This window comes from Streptomyces sp. NPDC040405 (assembly GCF_055595765.1).
Genome location: NZ_JBVIVI010000002.1, coordinates 982,880 through 1,005,082, shown reverse-complemented (window position 1 = coordinate 1,005,082; position 22,203 = coordinate 982,880). Strand labels below are relative to the sequence as shown.

Sequence of the window (22,203 nt, the reverse complement as noted above, 5' to 3'; positions counted from 1 at the left end):
TGCCACCTCCTCGCACGTCATGTGCGGTACGCGCGGACAATCAGGTCGGCGGCCTTCTCGCAGATGGCCGTGGCATCGACGGCGGCGATCGGGCGGGTGCCGTACATCGACTGGTACAGGCCCTGCTGGACGACGAGGGCCACGAACTGCTGGGCGGCGGAGGCCGGGTCGGGGACGTCCAGCTGGCCCCGGTCGGTACGGCGGCCGAGCATTTCGGCCAGGTATTTCACCATTTGCTGGGACTCGCCCTCGGCACAGGCCGGACGCAGCGCGGGGTGGCGGGCGACCTCGGCGATGATCAGGCGGCGCAGCGCGGAGGCCCGGTCGTCGAGGAGTACGCCGAGGACGCGGTGGCCGAAGGCGGTGAGAGCCGCGCGGACGTCCGCCCGGTCGTCCTCCGCGGAGGGGGTGCGCAGCGATTCGGGGGCGAAGCCCGCGGCGACCCGCTCCCGTTCGCCGTCGACGGCGGCGAGGAACAGCCGTTCCTTGTCGCCGAAGTGGTTGTAGACGGTCTGCTTGGAGACCCGCGCCTGGTCGGCGATGGCGTCGACACCGGCCCGTGTGTAGCCCTCGCGCAGGAAGACCGCGACGGCCGCCTCCAGTATCGCCTGGCGCTTGGCGGGCTGCGGGCCCACCGGCCGTCCCGCGACACCGCGCCGCGGACCGTTGTCCGTCCGCAACGGTCCAACCTCCTCACTCCGAGCGGGTCTTGCTCTCGATGGACCTGTGAGTCTAGCCTTCCCTCACCATAATGGACTAGCCCGTCCAGTCCATTTAATTCATCATCACGTACGCGTCCACGGACCGCGTACGAGCCATGAGGAGAAGCTCCATGAGCGCACCGGAGAACAGCGACGCCCTGCGGCACCTCACCCTCGCGCCGGAGGCGCAGAAGCAGCTGTTCCTGGAGGCCCGTACGGCCAACACCTTCACCGACGAACCGGTGACCGAGGAGCAGGTCCGTGCCATCTACGAGCTGGTGAAGTACGCGCCCACCTCGCTGAACCAGCAGCCGCTGCGCATCGTCATGGTGCGCTCGGAGGAGGCCCGCGGCCGCCTGGTGGCGCACATGGCGGGGAACAACCAGGGGAAGACGGCGCAGGCGCCGCTGACGGCGATCCTCGCCGCGGACCTGGATTTCCACGAGGAGCTGCCCCGGCTCGTACCGTTCATCGAGAACCCGCAGAACATCTTCGCGGACCCCGGCCCCCGGGAGACCTCGGCGCGGTTCAACACCGCCATTCAGCTGGGCTACTTCATCATGGGCGTGCGCGCCGCCGGGCTGGCCGCCGGACCGATGATCGGTTTCGATCACGCCGCCGTGTCGAAGGAGTTCTTCAGCGACGGCCGCCACCGGGCGATCTGCGTCGTCAACATCGGCAAGCCGGGCCCGGACGCCTGGATGGGCCGCCTGCCGCGGCTGACGTACGACGACGTCGTCACCACCGTCTGACCCGTTCGGCCGCCGTCCGAACCGTTCGGCCGCCGTCTCCCCCGCAGGCGGGCCCGCCCTCGCGACAAATGAGGGCGGGCGGCCCGGGGCCCGCGGGGGCGTCAGCCCTCGATCAGGTCGTGGAACGCCACGGTGTCGAAGATGTCCTCCATCCTCGTCGCCCTGCCGTCCCGCATCGTCCACGAGTGGACGAAGTCCAGGGTCACGGTTCTGCCGCCGCGCGACGTCACCTCCCGGGTGCCGAACACCACGACCCGGTCGCCCTGCTCGATGAACTCCCGCGGCGCGAGTCTCATCCCGCCCAGGACGCTCGGCACATGCGCCAGGAACTCCTTGATCCCCGTGTGGCCCAGCTTGGTGCCGCCGAGGCCGTACTTCTCCATCCCCTCCGGATGGACCCAGGCGACGTCCGGGTGCATGGCCGACAGGACCCCCTCGATGTCGCGGTCCCGGAATCCCGCGTAGGCGGCGCGGATGGCCTCGACGTTTCGTGATGCCACGGTCTTCATCACTCCTCAGGTCTCCTCAGTTCCCCTCAGGGCGGCGTACCGCGGCTTGATGTGCTCGGGGTACAGGGCCCGGAGCGTGCGGCGTACGCCCTCGCGCCACGGCACCCGGCAGGGCCCGGTGATCTCCCGGCGGCGCGTGGGGGCGAACTGGTACGTCTCCCTCGTCACCTCACTCGGTACGAGCCGCGCCTCTATCCCGCTCAGTTCCTCCAGGTACCGCACCAGATCGGTCACTCCGACCGGCTCGTCGCCGCCCCAATTGACCAGGGCGGCCGGGGACGACGCGGCTGCCCACAGCGCGGGCACCTGGGCGACCAGGTCGTCGGTGTGCAGCAGCGAGCACCAGTTCTGGCCCTCGACGGGCACCGGGATCGGCTCGCCCGCGAGCATCCGCTTGAAGTACAGCATCGGCACCCCGCCGTAACCGCCCGGGCCGTACGCGATGTTGAGCCGGGCGATGGTGGTCGGCAGGTTCAGCACCCCGGCGAACGCCCGCGCCGCACCCTCGGCGGCGATCTTGCCCACGGGGTAGCAGGGCAGCCAGTCGGCCACGCCGTCGACGGGGTCGTCCTCGGCGTACGGATGGTCGAGGGTCTGCCGCTTGTAGAGCGCGCCGGTCGAGACGAACAGAAACGATTCGGCGGTGCGGCAGTGGTTCATCAGCCGTCCGCAGGCGACGGAGTTGACCTCGGCGGCGGCATTGAAGTCGCCGTCCTCGCCGCGCCGCACCGCCGAGTGGAAGACATGGGTGAAGTCGTCCGGCAGCCCCTCGTATCCGGACGCCCCCGGGTCGTTCATGTCCCAGCGGAAGGTGGTGATGCCGCGGGCGCGCAGCTCCTCCTCGACGCCGGGGGCGCCGAACCGGCCCAGGCACCACACCTCGTTGTGTACCGCCAGCGCTTCCGCCACCGGCCGGGCGACCTGCCCAGTGGCGCCGGTGACCAGGATCTTCTTGCCTTCCACCGTGCTCTTCTCCTCTGTCCGTTCCGCTGTCCGTACGGTCATCCGCCGGGTCATACGTCGCCCAGCGCGCGGTCCAGCTCCTTGCGGAGGATGGCCTGGAAGGCCGCGACATGCCGGGGGCCCATGAGGGTGTAGTGCTCACCGGGTACGTCGAGGTACCGGTTCGGCTCCGTGGTGTGCTCGTCCCATCTGCGCAGCTCGTGGTTCAGCCAGTCCTCCTTGGTGCCGCGCAGCGGGATGGCGTAGAAGACCGTCATGGACCGGGTGGTGCCGCTGGGCCGGAAGGTGCGGCCGAGGCCGGTGAGCCCATGGGCCAGCTCCGCCCAGGCGGCGAACTTGTCCATGGCCAGGTCGAGTTCGTCCAGTCGGCGCTGTGGGGCGATCCGCAGCAGCCGGGTGAGCTGTTCCCGCCGGGGCAGGGCGCGCAGCTCGCCCGGGAGGTCGAGGGCCTGCCTCTTGTTGATCAGGTCGAGGAAGAAGGCCAGATTGACGGCCGTCTCGATGAAGTCGAGCTCGTCCATGCGGTACTTGATGTGCGGCGGCAGGTTGAAGCTGCCGACGAAGTCGACGCGCTCGCCCTCCGCCTCCAGCGCCTTGGCGATCTCGAAGGCCACGGCGCCGCCGTACGAGTACCCGGCGACCGCGTACGGGCCGTGCGGCTGTCTGGCGCGGATGGCCCGCACATAGCAGTCCACCATCTCCTGGAAGCTCTCGAAGGGCCTCTCCCCCTCGTTGAACCCGCGGGCGCGCAGGGCGTAGAACGGCCGGTCGCCGACGAAGTACTTGGCGAGATTGACGAAGACCAGCACCTCGCCGACGCCCGGGTGCACACAGAACAGCGGCGTCCGCCCGCCGCCCGTCTGGAGCGGCACGATCGGGTCGTACGCCTCGGCGGCGGGCGTGCCGCCCCCGGTCAGCCGGGCGGCGAGCTGCCGCACCGAGGGCGCCGTGAGCACGGTGATGATCGGCAGGTCCGCCACCCCGAGCCGCCGGGTGACCTGGCGCCGCAGCCGCAGGATGTCCAGCGAGGTGCCGCCGAGATCGAAGAAGCTCGCCGTCGCGCTGATCCGTTCCGGGCCGGTGTCGAACAGCTCGGCGTAGATCTCGGCGAGGACCCGTTCCGTCTCGCCCTCCGGCGGGGTGTGGCCGCCCAGCCGCCGGGTGGTCAGCTCCGCCACCCGCCCGATGACCTCGTCGAAGCCGCCGGACTCCAGCCGCTCGCGCATCCGCCTGCGCAGCGTCTTGCCCAGGCTGGTCTTGGGGAACGCGTCCTTGGGCAGCGGCAGGACGAGGGACGGCCGGAAGCCCCAGTGGATCACCACGGTGGAGCGCACCGCGGTGATCAGACGGTGCAGTCCGGACTCGTCGTCGTCCGCGAGCTCGGGGTGGACGGCGATCACCAGCTGTTCGGTGTCGCTGCCCGGGCGCCGGGTGGGGAACGCCGCGACATAGCCGCCCGCCACCCCGTCGAGCTGCTCCAGCACGGCCTCCATCTCATGGCTGAAGTAGTTGACGCCGTTGACGATGACGCTGTCCTTACTGCGTCCGACGAGGGTCAGCCGACCGTCGTCGACGCGGCCGAGGTCACCGCTGCGGAACCAGCCGTCGGGGGTGAACGCCTCCTTGGTGGCGGCCTCGTCGTGGTAGTAGCCGCTGGTGATCATCGGCCCGCTGAGCTGGAGTTCCCCGACCTCGCCCGCGGCCAGCGGCCGGTGGTCGTCGTCGGCGACCCGGATGCTCAGCCCCTCGACGGGGGTGCCGAGGTTGGCGAACTCCTGGCCCGCGTCGGTGAGGGGAAAGGCAGGGTTGTAGAGGGACCCGGCGCAGGTCTCGGTCATCCCGAAGGCGGGCCAGAGCGCGGAGGCCCGCAGTCCGTACGGGGCGTAGTGGGCGAGGAACGCCTCGCCGGTGGCGACGACATTGGCCTCGCCGCCACTCACGATATGCCGCAGCGAGCCGAGGTCGAGCGCTTCACCGCCCGCCGATATCTCCTCGGACAGATCGCGCGCCGAGGCATTCAGCGGGCCGAGGAGGAAATTCGGGGTGAAGGTCATCGTGACCTTGTGACGGGAGATGATACGGAGGAAATTCAACGGTTCCTCAAGAACGACCGACGCCGCCGCATGCAATTGGTCCGCGCCGACGTACAGCGGCAGCATATGGGCTTCCAGAAGCGCGGCGACATGGTCGTAGGAAATCCAGTTGAAGGTGGTGTCGGCCTCCGTGAGCCGCTGCTTTCCGGCCTTTCCCGCCATGGCAGCGAGAAGGTTTCCATGGGTGAGCATGACCGCTTTGGAATTCCCGGTGGAGCCGGAGGTCAGCACCAGCAGGGCAAGATCCTCCGGTGCGGCGAGGTGAATCCCGGGCGAGACGCCGCCGTCCGCGCCGGATGCGCCGACCGCGTCCCGCAGGCGCTCCTCCGTGGCCACGGCGAGCCCGGGCACGTCGGGCAGCTCGGCGCTCATCGCCTCCGTGGTGACCAGCAGCGGACGGTCCAGCAGCTCGTTGACGTGGGAAAGTTGGGCGGCCCAGCGGGCCGGGTCACCGGGGATCGGCACCATCGGGCACGGTACGAACCCGCCCAGCAGACAGGCCCAGAAGACCGTCAGGAATTCCCGCTGACCGTCCAGCAGCAGGGCCACGTTGTCGCCCGGCCGCAGCCCGTACCCGCGGAGCGGCGCGAGGAGTTGCCGCGCGGATCTCAGAAGTTCCGTATAGGACTGGCGTGTTGTGTCGCGCCCCGCCTCGGCGGTCACGTAACGTACCCCGGAATCGGGGTGGTCGTGCGCTGCCCGCAAGAGCAACTGGGCGACGGAGCGCAGATCATGGGAATCGATGGGTGCCGAGCATTTCAAGGGTTGTGACGCCATTACCTTCACTGCCCTCTTTCTTCCCGATTCTGAAGGCACGAAGGTAACAGCCTCGAACATTCGTACTCCATGATGCTCTACCAATGCTCTAGCGATGCTCTAGCGGAAATTCCTGGAGCGGCATTGGACCGGGCGGCATGCGATTTACGCAACAGGTAAACCATCGCCACGCTCCGCACCGGACACATACGCGCGGTAAAGGCGTCCGGGTCCGGGCGCCCGCGGGCGGCCCGCGAGGGGGTTGACTCCAGCGATCCACGATATATCGTGTCTACCAAGACACGATATGTTGCGTGACCGCATCCAGCCAGGGAGGCCAGGGATGTCAGCCCGGTCAGAGTGGTCGTTCGGCGAACCACACAAGCTCACCTTCGACGAGCCCGTCTCCGCCCTCCACCTACGCATCGTGGAGGGCACGGTCAACGTGGTCGGGACGGATGGCGGCCCGGCGCGGCTGGAGCTCTCCGAGATCGAGGGGCCACCGCTGAAGGTGACCCTGGAGGACGGCACCCTGAGCGTCGCGTACGACGACCTCCCCTGGAAGGGCCTGCTCAAGTGGCTCGACCGCAAGGGATTCCACCGCACGGTCCATGTCACCCTCGCCGTGCCCACCGGCACCGCCACCTCGATCGGGGTCGTCAACGCCTCCGCCGTCGCCTCCGGGCTGAGCGGCCGGACGGATCTGCGCGGGGTCTCGGGCGACGCCACCCTCGTCGGGCTGACCGGTCCGGTGCGCGCGGACACCGTCTCCGGCCGGGTCGCGGCCCAGGCCGTCACCGGCGATCTGCGCTTCAACTCCGTCTCCGGCGACCTCACCGTGATCGAGGGCTCGGGTCCGGTCGTCAAGGCCGACTCCGTCAGCGGCAACATGGTGCTCGACCTCGCCCCCACCGCGAAGCACGCGAACATCAGCCTCAGCACCGTCTCCGGCGAGATCGCCATCCGGCTGCCGCACCCCGCCGACGCCAGGATCGAGGCCAACACCGCGAGCGGGCCCGTCTCCAACGCGTTCGAGGACTTGCGCGTCACCGGCCAGTGGGGCGCCAAGCGGATCACCGGGAACCTGGGCTCGGGCCGGGGCAGCCTCAAGGCCACCACCGTCTCCGGTGCGATAGCCCTGTTGCGCCGCCCGCCCGCCGACGAGGACGGCGACGGCTACAGTGACGGGCCGCCCGGCGGCGGCACCGACAACACGGCCGACAGCCAGGCCGACAGCACGGCCGACAGCACTGGCGGCTCGCAGGGAAAGGTCCTCTGATGCCCCCCGTATTCGCCCACGGCCGACTCCGCCTGTATCTCCTCAAGCTGCTCGACGAGGCCCCGCGCCACGGCTATGAGGTCATCCGGCTGCTGGAGGAGCGCTTCCAGGGGCTATACGCGCCCTCCGCGGGAACCGTCTACCCGCGCCTGGCCAAGCTGGAGGCCGAAGGTCTGGTCACCCACACCACCGAGGGCGGCCGCAAGGTCTACTCCATCACCGACGCCGGACGCGCCGAACTCGCCGACCGCAGTGGTGAGCTGGCCGACCTGGAGCTGGAGATCCGCGAATCGGTGGCCGAACTCGCCGCCGAGATCCGCGAGGACGTGCGCGGCTCCGCCGACGACCTGCGGCGGGAGATGCGGGAGGCCGCCCAGCAGGCCCGCGCCTCCGGTACCGGTACCGGCACCGGCGAGAGCGCACACAGCCCCTGGGAGGGGCCGTGGGACAACAGCGAGGGGTGGCGGCAGGCGAAGGAGGAGCTGCGGCGGGCGAAGGACGAGTGGAAGGAGCAGGCCCGCCGCGCGAAGGAGGAGAGCCGCCGCGCCCGGCAGGACGCCCAGCGCGCCCGTAAGCAGGCCAAGGACGCCCAGGAGTTCGCGGTCGAAGAGGTCCAGCGGATCGCCCGGCGCGTTCAGGAGCAGACCCAGGAGCACATCCGGGCGGGCGACTGGCAGCAGGCCGTGCGGGAGGGGCTGTCCGAGGTGTCGCGCAGCATGAGCCGCATCTCCCGGCAGGGCATGTCCCCGTCGGGGCGGACGGCCCCGGACGAGGGAACGAAGACCACCGCCCCGCGCACCGACGCACCGGAACCGGCGTCCGGCGCCGCCCGGCAGGACGGCGACATCGACGGCGACAGCGACAGCGCGGCGCCTGAGCCCGCGTGGGCCGGGGAGTTCACGCCGTCGGGCAACCCCGCCCGCGATCTGGACCGGCTGCTCGACCGCTTCCGCGACGACATCCGCGATACCGCCCGGGACCACGGGGTGACCGATGCCCAACTGGCCGACGCCCATCGGCGGCTGGCGGAGACGGCGGCCCGGATCAACGGTCGGCTGCGCGGCCCGGCCAAGGAGTAGCCCCGGTCGCGCGCGCCCGGCGGCGCTTCGTCCCGCCGCGGGACGAGGCGCGGCAGTAGCCTCGCCGCTATGCGACTGGAGACCCCCGAGGCGCGGCGGCGCTTCGCCCGCGCCCGGGTGCTGCGGCTGGCCACCACCGACGAGGGCGGCCGACCGCATCTCGTGCCCGCCACCTTCGCGCTCACCGCCCGGGACGGCGCGGAAGGCGGAGGCGGCGGGGACGGCATGGACACCGTGGTCACCGCGGTGGACCACAAGCCCAAGCGGCACCAGGACCTCAAGCGGCTGCGCAACATCCGCACCAACCCGGCGGTCTCCCTCCTGGTCGACCACTACGACGAGGACTGGCGGCAGCTGTGGTGGGTGCGGGCCGACGGCCGGGCGCGGATCGTCCCGGCCGAGGCGGCGGCCGAGCGGGCGGACCCGGTGCGACGGCTGGTCGACAAGTACCCGCAGTACGCCGACCGGCCGCCACACGGACCGGTGATCGCCGTCGAGGTCACCCGCTGGTCGGGCTGGGCGTTCGCCGAGGAGCAGCCGGACCGCTGATCAGTCGTCGCCCGCCTCGGTCTCAGTCGTCGTCCCCCTCGTCGTCGTCCTGGTCGCGCGGACAGTCGAACGCGCTCCTCGGCCCCCAGGTTTTCGCCTCGTCACCGCTGTCGCGTATGCCGCACTCCAGCGCGATCTCCGGCGACGCGCCCCTGGTGTCGTGCAGGATGAGCAGCCGCTTGTTGGCGGGCACCTTGGCGCCCTCGCCGAAGATCAGTGAACCGGTGGCCCCGCGCAGCCCCTCCGCTCCGCCCGCCCCGCGCTCCAGCGCCGACTGCACCCCGCCCCGCCCGAAGGGCGCCGTGCCCGCGCTCTGGTACGCCGCGTTGATCCCTTCGGACAGCACTCCGAGCGCGTCCGAGGCGAGCGGCACCCGGGCGTCATTGCTCCACAGGTCGCTTCCATGGGCGGCGGCGTACCTCCGGCGGAAGTCGTCGCCCTTCACATTGGGCGAGTTGTCCTTCGCCAGGGCCTGCGCCGTGTAGTACAGCCGGAGCTTGAGGTGCTTCTCGCTGGGGCGCTGCTGCTCGACCACCGCATTGTCGAGGTCGTTGCCGCCGAGCACGGTCGATTGGCCGTTGCAGCCGGTGAGGCGGTCGAAGTCGTTGAGGAAATTCTCGAATTCATGGGCGCGGGCCGCCCAGTACACCACGGTGCGCGGTTCCTCCTTGAGCCTCCGGCATATGCTTTCGGCCATCTGGGAGGTGTGGGAGACCCATTCGTCCCCTCGGGCCTTCTGCTCTGTGGACGGCGAGGCGGAGGGACGCTGCACCGGATACCAGATGCGGTGGACGTCCTCGAATTCCTCGGCGAACCGGTCGCTGAGATTCGCGCTGTAGATGTCGGTCGGGTCCCCGATCACCACCGCCCTCCTGGCGGGTGCGCATGTCTTCGGGCCGGTCTGCACGATATTGGCGTGCCGCGCGAAGTCCGCCGCGATGCGCGCCTCCCGGTGGTTGTCGGGGGCGACCTGACGGTACATCGGCGAGTCCTGCATCTCCTCGGCCGTCGCGGCGGTGCCGATCATGGGCAGCCCGGCCTCGGCGAGGTGGTCCCGGGCGCTCAGCGTGCCCGGGCGGCTCTGGCCGAGGCCGACCACACCCAGGAACTGTTCGCCGTGCCCGGCCTGCTCGGCGGCCTTGACCTCCTTCTTGAGTTTCGTGGCCACCGCGGACGCCCGTGAGAAGCGCTCGCCCGCGTCCATCAGGCGGACCTTCAGCCAGACCTTGCTGCTCTTCTGGTCGGACGCCTGCTCGTTGATCTCCGCCTGGGCCAGCGCGATGCCGCGCACCTCGGGGATGGCGCCGCTGTACTTGGCCTCGCCCCAGTCTTCGGCCGTCACCGGCACACCCAGATAGCCGACCGTCCGGACCACGGCGCCGGACCGGGCCGCCTTGTCCGCCTGCTTGTTCTGGCCGGTGATGGCGTCCACCGCCTCCTCGTAGACCTCCCGCGGGGTCTGCTTCGGCAGGCGGCCCCGCCCGTCACCGGACGACGAGGCGGGGGAAGCGGACGCGGCCGGGGCCGCCGACGACGCACCGCCGCCCCCGCCGAGGCAGGAGGTGTCGCTGCGCGCCGTCACCACTTCCACGACGTAGCCACCGAGCAGCCCGAACACCGCGACGCCCGCCACCGCCGCGACGGCTGCCTCCACCCGCGGCGCCGCATCGGAACGGCTCCTGCCGACGGCGATCTCCGGATAGCGGCCGAGCCAGCGGGCCGCGTCCTCGTCGTCCGCGTGCGGCTCGACGCCCACCCGGACCACCCGGGCGCCGCCCGCGCCGGTGGTCCCGATCCAGGACTTCAGCGTGATGGCGGCTTCGGCGAAGCTCTCCGTACGCTCCCGGCCCGGGCGCACCGCGGCCACCAGCATCACCCCGGTGCAGCCCGTCTGCTCGACCGCCCGGGGGAACTGCTCCAGCAGTCGCCCGGTGTCATCACCGATGGCCGGGGGCTGCGGAAAGACGAGCACCACGCGATGGCGGCGGCGCCGCCCCCAGGGCGAGAGCCGGGGGTGGCGGAAGGCCCGCTCGAGGTCGGCGAGCAGCGCCCGCAGCAGCACATCGACGATCGGCTCGCGCCGCGCGGCGCCGGGCGCGCCCACGGTCAGCCGACAGGCGTCGGCGAAGAAGCCGGGCCCGCCCTCGGGCAGTTCGGCCCAGGTGCGGTACCAGCTGCCCTTGCGGGTCATCCGGCGGCCCTGGCGCCGCCCGTACCACCAGCGCGGGAGCAGGCCGAACAGCGGTCGGCGCAGCCAGTACCAGGCGGTGCCCGGGATGCTCGGCGGCGGCTCCTCCCCACCGCTCACGGCCTGGAGGGTGCGCAGGAAGACCGAGCGGGCGCAGTGCGCCTCGTAGCTCTGGTCGCGCAGCTCGGTGGCCTGTGTGCCGGCCGGGCATCCGGCGAGGTCGGCCTCGACGATGCCGCACATCAGCCGGAACTGCGGCAGCCGCAGTCTGCCGAAGCCGCCGGGCCGGTTGCGCAGCAGTTCCTCCTCGATCTTCTGGAACGTGGCCCCCACCCGCTCCCGGCGCGGGGCCTCGGCCTCGCCCGCCACCTGGGCGAACGGCACGCGGGCGCGGCCGCCCGCGCTGAAGCGCGCGCACAGGCCGTCCGCGACCCGCCCGGCCTCGGGCCCCTCGGCCAGCTGGGTGAGCAGGATCTGCGGCGCCGGGCCGCGGCGGCCCGGCGGCAGGGTGACGAGCTGTTCGAGCGCGTCGACCAGCAACTCGATTTTCGGCAAAGGCGGTACTGAAGCAGTCATGTGCATCCCCCCGGCACGATTATCCGCGCCCACTTCGGAGAGCACCAGACCCTTTACCGAGAGTGATGGCAATACATCGCTCTTGACCGCGAAGGGCCGAACAAGAGTGCAATTTGAGCCAGATGTGACCGCCCATCAGGCCGCCAGCACATCAGGCCGCCAGCGCGCCAGGCTGCCAGCACGTCAGACCGCCAGGCTGCCAGCACGTCAGACCGTCAGACCGTCAGCACGACCTTGCCGAACAGATCGCCGCCCGCCATCTTCTCGAACCCCTCGCGCGCCCGGTCCAGCGGCAGCACCGAGTCGATCACCGGCCGCACCCCCCGCGCGGCGCAGAAGCTCAGCAGGTCCTCCAGCTCGTCCTTGCCGCCCATCGTCGACCCGACGACCTTCAGCTCCAGGAAGAAGATCCGGTTCAGCTCGGTGGCCTGCGGGTTGGGGCCGCTGGTGGCACCCGAAATGACGAGCGTGCCGCCCGGCTTGAGGGACTTCACCGAATGCGACCAGGTCGCGGCGCCGACCGTCTCGATCACCGCGTCCACCCGACGCGGCAGCCGCTCCCCCGGCTCGTACGCCCCCTCGGCGCCGAGTTCGACCGCCCGCTTGCGCTTGGCCTCGTCCCGGCTGGTGGCGAGCATCCGCAAGCCCGCGGCGGCGCCCAGCACGATCGCGGCGGTGGCCACGCCACCGCCCGCGCCCTGCACCAGCACGCTGTCCCCGGGCCGTACGCCCGCGTTGGTGAACAGCATGCGGTAGGCGGTCAGCCAGGCCGTCGGGAGGCATGCGGCCTCCTCGAAGGACAGCTCCTTCGGCTTGGGCAGCAGATTCCAGCTGGGGACGGTGACCTTCTCCGCGAAGGTGCCCTGGTAGCGCTCGGTGAGGATGGTGCGGGGCTCGCGCGGTCCGACGCCGTGGCCGCTCTGGCCGATGACCGAATGGAGGACGACCTCGTTGCCGTCCTCGTCGATCCCGGCGGCGTCACAGCCGAGGATCATCGGCAGCGCCTCCTCGCCGAGCCCGACCCCGCGCAGCGACCACAGGTCGTGGTGGTTGAGCGAGGCGGCCTTGACGTTGACGGTCGTCCAGCCGGGCCGCGCCTCCGGCTCGGGGCGCTCGCCCAGTTCGAGGCCGCTGAGCGGCTGGTCGCGGTCGATACGTGCGGCGTAGGCAGCGAACATGATCCCGACGATAGGCCGCGACCCGAGGGCGACGGAACCACGGCGCGGTGTGAGTCACACCGCCTGTCCGCGAAAGCAGCGGGGCCGGGCCGCCCCGTGGACGGCCCGGCCCCGTACGCCGGTCGGCGAAGGCTTCAGCGGCGCGCCACGCCCTCCGCGCGGGCGGCGGCGGCCACGGCCGCGGTGACGGCCGGGGCGACCCGCTCGTCGAACGGCGACGGGATGACCTTGTCCGCGCTCAGCTCGTCGGCCACGACCGAGGCCAGCGCCTCGGCGGCGGCGAGCTTCATGCCCTCGGTGATCCGGGAGGCCCGGACCTGGAGGGCACCGGCGAAGATGCCGGGGAACGCGAGCACGTTGTTGATCTGGTTCGGGAAGTCGCTGCGCCCGGTGGCGACCACGGCCGCGTACTGGTGCGCGACCTCGGGGTGGATCTCCGGGTTGGGGTTGGCCATCGCGAAGATGAAGGCGCCGGGCGCCATCTTCGCCACCGCCTCCTCCGGCACCGTGCCGCCGCTGACGCCGATGAAGACGTCGGCGCCGTCCAGCGCGGCCTCCAGCGAACCGGTGAGCCCGGCCTTGTTGGTGAAGCCGGCCAGCTCGCGCTTGACCTCGGTGAGGTCTTCGCGGTCGGCGGAGACGACGCCCTTGCGGTCGCAGACCGCGACGTCTCCGATGCCCGCCTCGGTGAGGATCCGGGCGATGGCCACACCGGCGGCGCCCGCGCCGGAGATGACGGCGCGCAGCTGGCCGAGGGCGCGGTCGGTCAGCTTGGCCGCGTTGCGCAGCGCGGCCAGCGTGACGACGGCCGTGCCGTGCTGGTCGTCATGGAAGATCGGGATGTCGACGCGCTCCTGGAGCTTGCGCTCGATCTCGAAGCAGCGGGGCGCGGAGATGTCCTCCAGATTGACGCCGCCGAACGAGGGCGCGAGCCGGACCACGGTCTCGACGATCTCGTCCACGTCGCGGCAGTCGAGCGCGATGGGCACCGCGTCCACGCCGCCGAACTGCTTGAAGAGGATCGCCTTGCCCTCCATCACCGGCAGCGACGCCTCCGGACCGATGTCGCCGAGCCCGAGCACCGCGCTGCCGTCCGTCACCACGGCCACGACCTGGGACTTCCAGGTGTAGTCATGGACGAGTTCGGGCTGCTCGGCGATCGCGCTGCAGACCTTCGCGACGCCCGGCGTGTAGGCGAGGGACAGATCGTCCCGGTCGCGCACGGGCACGGTCGCCTGGACGGCCATCTTGCCGCCGCGGTGCAGCGCGAACGCGGGGTCGAAGGGCTCTCCGTCGGTCACTCCGTCGGCTCCTTCGCCGCTGTCGCCTGCCTTGTCGCTGCGAGGATTCACCATCTCCGCTGCCACTTTTAGACCCCTTTGTCGTTTTTCTGTCGAGGGTAACCGCCCCAGGTTGGGAGCGGGCGGGCACCGCGTCCGGTGCCGCGGAACAGACATCTGCCACGCGGAGTCAGATACGGACGCCGGACGCGTCGCACTCGCGCCCTGAGCCCCGGATGAGGGGTGTAGCCGTCTTTTCTACCGGAAGCGGATGCCCAGAACGAACGGGTTCCGCTGCATTGGTGTTCGGAAACTTCTCATAACCGTCGGAAGCGGTCGAAGCAGCCTCGAATGTGCAGGCCGCCGTCACACGTCGTTCGCCGCATGATCACAATTTCGTACCGCTCCCCGCACCTGGGCTGTACAGCCCGGTGTCCGTTTCCTGTGCACCACGGGGATCGCCCGTTATCCGATTTTGACATGGATCGCCGCCCGGGCGGGCCCGTCCAGATGGCAAGATGCCCCAATCACACGAGAGCGCGACATCCACACGAGTGTTCCCGCCCCTCGGATACCCCCTCACCCTGCCGGAGGAACCAGCATGACCGCCAGCTTCACGCGCCGTCGGGTCACCACGACGTCCCGGACGGCCGCTGTCGGCGCCGTCATGGCCATGGGCGCCCTGCTGCTGACGGGCTGTGGCGACCAGACCGACAAGGCGAACACGGGAAGCTCCGGCAACGCCTCCGAGAAGGGGCCGCTCTTCAGCAAGCTGCCGAAGAAGATCCAGGACGCCGGCGTGGTCAAGGTCGGCTCCGACATGAACTACCCGCCGGTCGAGTTCAAGAAGAACGGCAAGCCCATGGGGATCGACCCGGACCTGGCGGACGCCCTCGGCAAGGTCCTCGGCGTCAAGTTCGAGTTCAACAACGCCACGTTCGACACCCTGCTGTCCGGTCTGCGCTCGCAGCGCTACGACATCGCCATGTCGGCCATGACCGACAACAAGGGCCGCCAGGACGGCGTGGACCCCGACACCGGCAAGAAGGCGGGCGAGGGCGTCGACTTCGTCGACTACTTCACCGCCGGTGTCTCGATCTACACCAAGAAGGGCGCCGACCAGGGGATCAAGACCTGGGACGACCTCTGCGGCAAGAAGATCGTCGTGCAGCGCGGCACCGTCTCGCACGACCTGGCCAAGGCCGAGTCGAAGAAGTGCGAGACCAAGGGCAAGAAGAAGATCGGCGTCGAGGCGTTCGGCAATGACACCGAGGCCCAGACCCGGCTGCGCGGCGGGGGTGCCACGGCGGGCTCCAGCGACTTCCCGGTGGCCGCGTACGCGGTGAAGACGTCCGGCGGCGGCAAGGACTTCGAGCTGGTCGGCGAGCAGGTGGACGCCGCTCCGTACGGCATCGCCGTCTCCAAGGACAACACCGAGCTGCGCGACGCCCTCCAGCAGGCGCTCGCCCTCATCATCGCGAACGGCGACTACGACAAGATCATCGCGAAGTGGGGCGTGAAGGACGGCGCGGTCACCAAGGCCATCGTCAACGGCGGCAAGTGACCCCCGGCCGACCCTGAAGCTCGCGCGCTCGCGCTGAAAGGCACTCACCCGTGACAACAAAGATCGACAAGACGGGGCCCGTCGGCACCCCGTCTCCCGCGCCGGAGAACATCAAGGCCATCCCGGTGCGGCACTACGGCCGCTGGATCTCCGCGGTCGTCGCCATCGCCCTGCTGGCGATGCTCGTCTTCGCCTTCGCCGAAGGCGATGTGAACTGGGCCGCCATCCCGGACTACTTCTTCGACGGCGAAGTCCTCAAGGGCGTCCGCAACACCATCTGGATCACCATCCTCTCGATGGTCCTCGGCGTGGCCCTCGGCATCGTCCTGGCCGTGATGCGGCTGTCGAAGAACCCGGTGACGTCCTCCATCGCCTGGGGCTACATCTGGTTCTTCCGCGGCACCCCGGTGTATGTGCAGCTGCTGGTGTGGTTCAACCTGGGGCTGGTCTTCCACTACATCAACATCATGCCGATCTACAAGGACGAGTGGTCGGACTTCATGACCCCGTTCCTGGCCGCCCTGCTGGGCCTCGGGCTGAACGAGGCCGCGTACATGGCGGAGATCTGCCGGGCGGGCATCCAGTCGGTCGACGAGGGCCAGACCGAGGCCGCCCAGGCGCTGGGCATGAGCCACACCAAGACCCTGCGCCGGGTCGTCCTGCCGCAGGCCATGCGGGTGATCGTGCCGCCGACCGGCAACGAGTTCATCAACATGCTCAAGACCACCTCGCTGGTGATCGCGGTCCAGTACTGGGACCTGCTGCAGGCCACCTCGGAGGTCGGCCAGAACTCCGGTGCCACCGCGGAGATGCTCTTCCTCGCCGCCGCCTGGTACCTGATCCTCACCTCGGTGCTCAGCGTGGGCCAGTACTACCTGGAGCGGTACTACGCGCGCGGCACCACCCGGAACCTGCCCACCACGCCGCTGCAGCGCATCCGGGTCAACCTGCTGTCCGGCTCCAACCGCCAGGGGATGTGAGCGTATGAACGCCATGGTGAAGGCCGAGGGCGTCCACAAGTCCTTCGGCGCGGTACAGGTCCTCAAGGGCATCGACCTGGAGGTCGCCCCCCGCGAGGTGTTCTGTCTGATCGGCCCGTCCGGCTCCGGGAAGTCCACCTTCCTGCGCTGCATCAACCACCTGGAGAAGATCAACTCCGGGCGGCTGTACGTGGACGGCGACCTGGTCGGCTACCGGCAGAAGGGCGACAAGCTCTTCGAGCTGAAGGACCGCGAGGTCGCCGCGAAGCGCCGCGACATCGGCATGGTCTTCCAGCGCTTCAACCTCTTCCCGCACATGACCGCGCTGGAGAACGTGATCGAGGCGCCGGTGCAGGTCAAGCGGGAGACCAAGGCGGTCGCCCGGGAGCGCGCGCTGAAGCTGCTGGACCGGGTCGGCCTGGCCGACAAGGCGGGCAACTACCCCTCGCAGCTCTCCGGCGGCCAGCAGCAGCGGGTCGCCATCGCGCGGGCGCTGGCCATGGAGCCGAAGCTGATGCTCTTCGACGAGCCGACCTCGGCGCTCGACCCGGAGCTGGTCGGCGACGTCCTCGATGTGATGCGCGGGCTCGCGGAGGACGGCATGACGATGATCGTCGTCACGCATGAGATGGGCTTCGCCCGCGAGGTCGGGGACTCCGTCGTCTTCATGGACGACGGAGTGGTCGTGGAGTCCGGACTTCCGCGCGAGGTGCTGACGAACCCGCAGCACGAGCGGACGAAGTCGTTCCTGTCGAAGGTGCTGTAGAGAAGCGATCACGAGGGCGGTACGGGGCTCCAGGGCCCCGTACCGCCCTCGCGCAGTGATGCGAGCACGCGAGCTACATGAGCTACGTGAGCTACTTGAGCCCGAGCACCATCGCGTCCGACACCGAGCACCACACGGGCCGCGCCTCGGCGAACCCCGCCTCGCGCAGCGCGTCCGCGTGCCAGCCCGCGGACTGCACCTCGCCGTCCGCGTGGTCGCCGTCCGCCGGATTGCCGAAGATCGTGAACCGCTCGGCGACGGGCTCCGCCAGCACCGGGTCCGCCGCGGCGGCGCCCCACCAGTCCACCCAGTCCTGGGCGCCCTCGGCCTTGGCCCGGGCCTGCCGCTCCTTGCGGTACGTGCGGTCGGCGTCGTTGAGCCGGGGCGTGTCCGGGTCCGGCATGTGGTCGGCGTTCAGGAACACCCCGCCGTCCCGCACCACGCCCGCCACCTGGCCGTACAGCGCCCGGAGTTCATCGGAGCCCAGCCAGTGGAGGGCCGTCGCGGTGAGCACGGCGTCGTATGTGGGGTGCGGCAGCCGCCCCGTCCACCCCGGGTCGCGCAGGTCCACGCTGACGAAGGTGATGCGGCCGTCCCCCGCGAAATACCCGCGCGCGATGGCCAGCAGCGCGGGGTCCAGATCGACGCCGGTGCTGGTGGCGCCGGGGAAGCGGCGCAGCGCCCGATCCGAGATACTGCCCGTGCCGCACGCGAGGTCGAGGATTCTCGGCTCCGGTCCGACCAGCGCCTCGACCGCGTCGAGCATCGCCCGGAACCGCTCCTCACGATCGGGGAGGTACCACTCCTGCTGCCGGTCCCAGCTCCGTTGCCACGCCTGCCAGTCCGCCGCGGCGAGGGTGTCCGTCATCGCGCTCCTCCATGCCGTAGTCCGTAATACCCTGGCACCTATAGCACCCATTACCTGACCTGACGGAACCGACCCTAGACCGCCCCCGTAAGGACCACAAGTGGAACTGGCTTATTACTCGGACCTCGCCGTGCGTCTGGTCAACAGCGAGGAGCCCGCACGTGGCACCGACGCGCTCACCTCGGTCGACGCCGTCCGCACCCTCTTCGGCGAGAGCCAGCAGTCGGCCAGGCGCGCGACGGACGCCGACGTCACACGGCTGCGGTCGGTCCGGGCCCGGCTGCGCGCGGTCTTCGAGGCGGCGGCGGACCGGGACGAGGTGCTGGCGGTGGATCTGCTCAACGCGCTGCTCATCGAGTTCCCGGTGAGCCCGCAGATCTCCGGCCACGAGCTACGGGACGCGGACGGCCGCCCCGACTGGCACATGCACATCGCCGACTACGCCGCCAACGCCAGCTCCGGTTTCGCCGCGACCGCCTCCATGGGGCTCGCCTTCCACCTCACCGAACTGGGCGCGGACCGGCTCGGCATCTGCGAGGCGCCGCCCTGTCGCAACGCCTATCTCGATACGTCGACAAATCGCTCCCGACGCTACTGCTCCGACCGCTGCGCCACCCGCGCCAACGTCGCCGCCTATCGCGCCCGTAAGCGCCTCGACGCGGGCCGCACCGCCGACAGCGCCCACGACAGCAGCCCCGCCATCGACCGCTGACCCCGCGCCCCGGACCGCCCCGGCATGGGCCGCACCCGCAACCACGCCCGGGCCACCACCAGCTCGTCCGGTACGACGCCGAACTCCCGGCTGTCGTTCTCCACGTCCGGGTTGTCCCCCTTCACCCACCAGCCGCCCTCGCGCCGCTCCACCGCGCGCTTGACGATGAGCAGGTCCTGCCGGAACGGATGCCGGAGCACCACCACGTCCCCCGGCCGCACGGACACCCCGTAGCGCACCACCAACTGGTCACCCGGGTAGAGCGACGGCTGCATCGACGGGTTGTACACCTCGGCCAGCCCCATCCGCAGCAGCCCATGCTGCTCGCGGTCCCGCTCCTGCCCGCGATCGTGCAGCTGCTCCTGCATCACGGCACCTCCGGTCCATACGCCGTCATCCGCCCCACCATCCCAGGTCACACGCCCAGGCCGCCCGGAATGTCACCGGACTTTTGACCTAGGCCCCCCAGCCCGCCCGAGAAAAGCCTTCCCACACGGAGTAATCTCGCACCTGAGAAGACGATCACGAATGGAAGGACAGCTCTATGCTCTCCCGCCTGTTCGCCCCCAAGGTTCAGGTCAGCGCGCACTGCGACCTGCCGTGCGGCGTGTACGACCCGGCCCAGGCCCGCATCGAAGCCGAGTCCGTCAAGGCCGTCCAGGAGAAGTTCCAGGCCAACGAGGACCCGCACTTCCGTGCCCGCGCCACTGTCATCAAGGAAGAGCGCGCGGAGCTGGCGAAGCACCACGTCTCGGTGCTGTGGAGCGACTACTTCAAGCCCCCGCACTTCGAGAAGTACCCGGAGCTGCACCAGCTGGTGAACGAGACCCTGAAGGCGCTCAGCGCCGCCAAGGGGTCGACCGACCCGGCCACGGGCCAGAAGGCTCTGGACTACATCGCCCAGATCGACAAGATCTTCTGGGAGACCAAGAAGGCCTGACCCGGCCCTGGGGCCCTTGAGGCCCTCTGCCCGCACCCGGCACGCCACCGCGGCCGGGTGCGGTCTTCGTTTGACGGCCATACTGGACACGTGGACGAAGCGGGCGCGGCGCGGGTCACCGTCGGCGGCGATGCCACGGTGACCGGCTGGAACGACGGTGCCCGGCGGCTGCTGGGATACCCGCCGTCGGAAGTGGTGGGGCGGCCCGCCACGGCGCTGCTGGCCGAGCCGGTCGAGGGCGTGGTGGAGCGGGCCCGGGCGGTACGGGCGAGCCGGCACGGCACGCTGGCGGTGCGCCACCGCGACGGGCGGCGGCTGGAGGTGAGGCTGCTGGCCCACCGCACCGGGGACGGCTGGCTGCTGATCGCCCCGATCCCCGCCGACGACACCGCGGCACCCTCCGATGCGACGCTCCTGACCTGGGCGTACGCCCAGTCGCCCTGCCCCATGGCGATCTACGACACCGATCTGCGGCTGCGCAAGGTGAACGCCGAGATGGCGCGCGTCATCGGGCTGCCCGAGGGGGACCTCCACGGGCTGCGGCTCAAGGACATCGCCGGGACACTGCGCAGCGAGGGTCTTGAAGCGCTGATGCGGCATGTCCTGCGCACCGGCGAACGGCGCCATATGGAGACGTATCCGCGCACCGGCGGCGAGGAGCGGGAGCACGCCTGGTCGGCCCACTTCGCGCCGCTGAAGACCAAGGACGGCCAGGTGCACGGCGTATGCCTGGCGGCGCACGACATCACCGAGCAGTACCGGGCCCGGCAGCGGCTGCTCCTGCTGAGCGAGGCCAGCGTACGAATCGGCAGCACCCTCGACATCACCCGCACCGCGCAGGAGCTCGCCGAGGTGTGCGTACCGCGGCTGGCCGACTTCGTGACCGTCGATCTGCTGGACCGGCTCGACCAGGACGAGGAGCTGCCGACCGGCCCGCTCACCGGCCCGGTCGTGCTGCGCCGCGCCGCCCGGAAGTCGGTCATCGAGGGGTGTCCGGAGGCGGTGATCGCGCCGGGGCAGGTGGACACCTATCCGGAGATCTCGCCGACGGCCGAGTGCCTGGTGGCGGGGCGGCCCATCATCTACGCCGCCGACGATCCCGTCATCACGGCATGGACCGCTCTCAAACCGGCCCGCGGCGCCAAGATCCAGGAATTCGGCATCCATTCGGTCATGTCGGTGCCGATCCGGGCCAGGGGCACGACCCTGGGGGTGGCCATGTTCGTCCGCCACCGCCGCCCCGGGCCGTTCACCCAGGACGATGTGCTGCTGGCCGAGGAGATCACCACGCGGGCCGCGGTCTGTGTGGACAACGCCCGCCGCTTCACCCGGGAACGCGACACCGCGCTGGCCCTCCAGCGCAGTCTGCTGCCGCAGGCGGTGCTGCGGCCGTCGGCGGTGGAGGTGGCCTCCCGCTATCTGCCCGCCGGGCCGTACACGGCGGCGGGCGGGGACTGGTTCGACGTGATTCCGCTGTCCGGGGCGCGGGTCGCGCTGGTGGTGGGCGATGTGGTCGGCCACGGCATCCAGGCGTCGGCCACCATGGGGCGGCTGCGCACCGCGGTGCGGACGCTCGCCGATGTGGATCTGCCGCCGGACGAACTCCTCACCCGTCTCGACGACCTCGTGATCCATCTGTCCGCGGAGGCCGGGGACGAGGAGACCACCGGGGACGTCGGCGCCACCTGCCTGTACGCGGTCTACGACCCGGTGTCGCACCGCTGCTCCATGGCCGCGGCCGGGCATCCCGCACCGGCCGTGGTCACCCCCGGCGGGCCGGTGGAGTTCCTCACCCTGCCGGTGGGCCCGCCGCTCGGGGTGGGCGGGCTGCCGTTCGAGGCGATGGACCTCGAACTGCCCGAGGACACCGTGCTCGCCCTCTACACCAACGGCCTGCTGGGCGGCTGGGACCGCGACGTGGACGAGGGGCGCGTGCTGCTGGCCGACGCGCTGGCCCACCCCGCCGCCTCGCTGGAGGGCACCTGCGACTCCGTACTGCGCACGCTGCTGCCCGAGCACGGCGTGCTGGACGACGTCGCCCTGCTCCTCGCCCGGACCCACGCCCTGGACGCGGCGCACGTGGCCACCTGGGACGTGCCCGCCGACCCGGCCTGTGTCGCCCGCTCCCGCCGGGACGTCACCGAGCGGCTGACCGACTGGGGTCTCGACGAGGCCGTGTTCACCACCGAACTGGTCGTCAGCGAGCTGGTCACCAACGCCATCCGGCACGCAATTCCGCCCATCCAGCTGCGCCTGATCCACGACCACTCGCTGATCTGCGAGGTGTCCGACGCCAGCAACACCGCCCCGCATCTGCGCCGCGCCCGCACCTTCGACGAGGGCGGCCGCGGGCTGCTGCTGGTCGCCCAGCTCAGCCGCCGCTGGGGCAGCCGCCAGACCGCGGACGGAAAGACGATCTGGGCGGAGCAGCCGCTGCCGGGCGCGCCGCCCGACCTCGGCTGACCGGCAG

19 protein-coding genes are annotated in these 22,203 nt (G+C 70.7%); 10 read left to right on the top strand and 9 right to left on the bottom strand.

What is annotated here, in order from left to right; translation table 11 throughout:
- Positions 1–17: 17 nt before the first annotated feature.
- Positions 18–680, bottom strand: coding sequence for a TetR/AcrR family transcriptional regulator (locus ACZ59A_RS11915; protein ID WP_470956826.1), 663 nt, complete (start codon positions 678–680; stop codon positions 18–20).
- A 152-nt stretch (positions 681–832) separates the two neighbouring features.
- Between ACZ59A_RS11915 and ACZ59A_RS11910 the strand changes: the two genes are divergently transcribed.
- Positions 833–1,453, top strand: coding sequence for a malonic semialdehyde reductase (locus ACZ59A_RS11910; RefSeq protein ID WP_468054290.1), 621 nt, complete (start codon positions 833–835; stop codon positions 1,451–1,453).
- A 101-nt stretch (positions 1,454–1,554) separates the two neighbouring features.
- Here ACZ59A_RS11910 and ACZ59A_RS11905 read toward each other — a convergent pair whose 3' ends face one another.
- Genes ACZ59A_RS11905 through ACZ59A_RS11895 form a run of 3 tightly spaced genes read right to left on the bottom strand, consistent with a single transcriptional unit; the run spans position 1,555 to position 5,795 of the window.
- Complete coding sequence (locus tag ACZ59A_RS11905; protein ID WP_470956824.1) at positions 1,555–1,962, bottom strand: nuclear transport factor 2 family protein; 408 nt, start codon at positions 1,960–1,962, stop codon at positions 1,555–1,557.
- A 6-nt stretch (positions 1,963–1,968) separates the two neighbouring features.
- Entirely contained in the window at positions 1,969–2,967 is a 999-nt protein-coding gene (locus tag ACZ59A_RS11900) for an NAD-dependent epimerase/dehydratase family protein (protein ID WP_470956822.1), read from the bottom strand.
- Positions 2,968–2,975: 8 nt separating this feature from the next.
- Positions 2,976–5,795, bottom strand: a complete 2,820-nt coding sequence (locus ACZ59A_RS11895; protein ID WP_470956819.1) for an alpha/beta fold hydrolase — start codon at positions 5,793–5,795, stop codon at positions 2,976–2,978.
- 322 nt (positions 5,796–6,117) lie between these two features.
- Between ACZ59A_RS11895 and ACZ59A_RS11890 the strand changes: the two genes are divergently transcribed.
- The 3 genes from ACZ59A_RS11890 to ACZ59A_RS11880 all read left to right on the top strand — a co-directional run bounded on the left by ACZ59A_RS11890 (position 6,118) and on the right by ACZ59A_RS11880 (position 8,681).
- Positions 6,118–7,053: a DUF4097 family beta strand repeat-containing protein gene (locus tag ACZ59A_RS11890; protein ID WP_470956816.1), complete on the top strand. Its 936-nt coding sequence runs from the start codon at positions 6,118–6,120 to the stop codon at positions 7,051–7,053.
- Entirely contained in the window at positions 7,053–8,132 is a 1,080-nt protein-coding gene (locus ACZ59A_RS11885; protein WP_470956814.1) for a helix-turn-helix transcriptional regulator, read from the top strand. The genes ACZ59A_RS11890 and ACZ59A_RS11885 overlap by 1 nt, the downstream gene beginning before the upstream one ends.
- 69 nt (positions 8,133–8,201) lie before the next feature.
- Positions 8,202–8,681, top strand: a complete 480-nt coding sequence (locus tag ACZ59A_RS11880; RefSeq protein ID WP_470956812.1) for a TIGR03668 family PPOX class F420-dependent oxidoreductase — start codon at positions 8,202–8,204, stop codon at positions 8,679–8,681.
- Positions 8,682–8,703: 22 nt separating this feature from the next.
- Here ACZ59A_RS11880 and ACZ59A_RS11875 read toward each other — a convergent pair whose 3' ends face one another.
- From ACZ59A_RS11875 to ACZ59A_RS11865, 3 genes are all read right to left on the bottom strand, one after another.
- Positions 8,704–11,445 carry a type 1 periplasmic-binding domain-containing protein gene (locus ACZ59A_RS11875; RefSeq protein ID WP_470956809.1) on the bottom strand — a complete coding sequence of 914 codons (2,742 nt, stop codon included), beginning with the start codon at positions 11,443–11,445 and terminating at the stop codon, positions 8,704–8,706.
- Positions 11,446–11,660: 215 nt separating this feature from the next.
- A complete protein-coding gene (locus tag ACZ59A_RS11870) occupies positions 11,661–12,623 on the bottom strand; it encodes a zinc-binding dehydrogenase (protein ID WP_470956806.1) in 963 nt (320 codons plus the stop codon).
- Between the two features lie 134 nt (positions 12,624–12,757).
- A complete protein-coding gene (locus ACZ59A_RS11865) occupies positions 12,758–13,990 on the bottom strand; it encodes an NAD(P)-dependent malic enzyme (RefSeq protein WP_470956803.1) in 1,233 nt (410 codons plus the stop codon).
- 514 nt (positions 13,991–14,504) lie between these two features.
- Between ACZ59A_RS11865 and ACZ59A_RS11860 the strand changes: the two genes are divergently transcribed.
- From ACZ59A_RS11860 to ACZ59A_RS11850, 3 genes are read left to right on the top strand one after another with little or no spacing between them, the layout of a single operon-like run.
- A complete protein-coding gene (locus ACZ59A_RS11860; RefSeq protein ID WP_470956800.1) occupies positions 14,505–15,467 on the top strand; it encodes an ABC transporter substrate-binding protein in 963 nt (320 codons plus the stop codon).
- Between the two features lie 50 nt (positions 15,468–15,517).
- Positions 15,518–16,447 (top strand): amino acid ABC transporter permease, encoded by a 930-nt coding sequence (locus ACZ59A_RS11855; RefSeq protein WP_470956797.1) that lies wholly within the window; start codon positions 15,518–15,520, stop codon positions 16,445–16,447.
- A gap of 4 nt (positions 16,448–16,451) precedes the next feature.
- On the top strand, positions 16,452–17,213 hold the full coding sequence (locus ACZ59A_RS11850) for an amino acid ABC transporter ATP-binding protein (protein WP_063727693.1): 762 nt from the start codon (positions 16,452–16,454) through the stop codon (positions 17,211–17,213).
- Between the two features lie 91 nt (positions 17,214–17,304).
- On the opposite strand, the gene ACZ59A_RS11845 is transcribed toward ACZ59A_RS11850, so the two are convergent.
- On the bottom strand, positions 17,305–18,081 hold the full coding sequence (locus ACZ59A_RS11845) for a class I SAM-dependent methyltransferase (RefSeq protein WP_468054267.1): 777 nt from the start codon (positions 18,079–18,081) through the stop codon (positions 17,305–17,307).
- Between the two features lie 100 nt (positions 18,082–18,181).
- On the opposite strand from ACZ59A_RS11845, the gene ACZ59A_RS11840 reads away from it, so the two are divergent.
- Complete coding sequence (locus ACZ59A_RS11840) at positions 18,182–18,793, top strand: CGNR zinc finger domain-containing protein (protein ID WP_470956793.1); 612 nt, start codon at positions 18,182–18,184, stop codon at positions 18,791–18,793.
- On the opposite strand, the gene sodX is transcribed toward ACZ59A_RS11840, so the two are convergent.
- The gene (gene sodX / locus ACZ59A_RS11835; RefSeq protein ID WP_470956791.1) at positions 18,715–19,161 is read right to left on the bottom strand and encodes a nickel-type superoxide dismutase maturation protease; all 447 of its coding nucleotides are present in this window, start codon (positions 19,159–19,161) and stop codon (positions 18,715–18,717) included. The two genes, ACZ59A_RS11840 and sodX, sit on opposite strands and share 79 nt — an antisense overlap.
- Positions 19,162–19,337: 176 nt before the next feature.
- Between sodX and sodN the strand changes: the two genes are divergently transcribed.
- Positions 19,338–19,733, top strand: a complete 396-nt coding sequence (sodN, locus tag ACZ59A_RS11830) for a superoxide dismutase, Ni (protein ID WP_009715136.1) — start codon at positions 19,338–19,340, stop codon at positions 19,731–19,733.
- A gap of 90 nt (positions 19,734–19,823) precedes the next feature.
- A complete protein-coding gene (locus tag ACZ59A_RS11825) occupies positions 19,824–22,196 on the top strand; it encodes a SpoIIE family protein phosphatase (protein ID WP_470956788.1) in 2,373 nt (790 codons plus the stop codon).
- Positions 22,197–22,203: the final 7 nt, after the last annotated feature.

Coding starts and splice junctions, on each gene's coding strand:
- ACZ59A_RS11880 (WP_470956812.1), top strand. CDS start 8,202: ATGCGACTGGAGACCCCCGAGGCGCGGCGGCGCTTCGCCCGCGCCCGG.
- ACZ59A_RS11875 (WP_470956809.1), bottom strand. CDS start 11,445: ATGACTGCTTCAGTACCGCCTTTGCCGAAAATCGAGTTGCTGGTCGAC.
- ACZ59A_RS11870 (WP_470956806.1), bottom strand. CDS start 12,623: ATGTTCGCTGCCTACGCCGCACGTATCGACCGCGACCAGCCGCTCAGC.
- sodX (WP_470956791.1), bottom strand. CDS start 19,161: ATGCAGGAGCAGCTGCACGATCGCGGGCAGGAGCGGGACCGCGAGCAG.
- ACZ59A_RS11900 (WP_470956822.1), bottom strand. CDS start 2,967: ATGACCGTACGGACAGCGGAACGGACAGAGGAGAAGAGCACGGTGGAA.
- ACZ59A_RS11850 (WP_063727693.1), top strand. CDS start 16,452: ATGAACGCCATGGTGAAGGCCGAGGGCGTCCACAAGTCCTTCGGCGCG.
- ACZ59A_RS11910 (WP_468054290.1), top strand. CDS start 833: ATGAGCGCACCGGAGAACAGCGACGCCCTGCGGCACCTCACCCTCGCG.
- ACZ59A_RS11845 (WP_468054267.1), bottom strand. CDS start 18,081: ATGACGGACACCCTCGCCGCGGCGGACTGGCAGGCGTGGCAACGGAGC.
- ACZ59A_RS11905 (WP_470956824.1), bottom strand. CDS start 1,962: ATGAAGACCGTGGCATCACGAAACGTCGAGGCCATCCGCGCCGCCTAC.
- ACZ59A_RS11860 (WP_470956800.1), top strand. CDS start 14,505: ATGACCGCCAGCTTCACGCGCCGTCGGGTCACCACGACGTCCCGGACG.
- ACZ59A_RS11895 (WP_470956819.1), bottom strand. CDS start 5,795: ATGGCGTCACAACCCTTGAAATGCTCGGCACCCATCGATTCCCATGAT.
- sodN (WP_009715136.1), top strand. CDS start 19,338: ATGCTCTCCCGCCTGTTCGCCCCCAAGGTTCAGGTCAGCGCGCACTGC.
- ACZ59A_RS11890 (WP_470956816.1), top strand. CDS start 6,118: ATGTCAGCCCGGTCAGAGTGGTCGTTCGGCGAACCACACAAGCTCACC.
- ACZ59A_RS11885 (WP_470956814.1), top strand. CDS start 7,053: ATGCCCCCCGTATTCGCCCACGGCCGACTCCGCCTGTATCTCCTCAAG.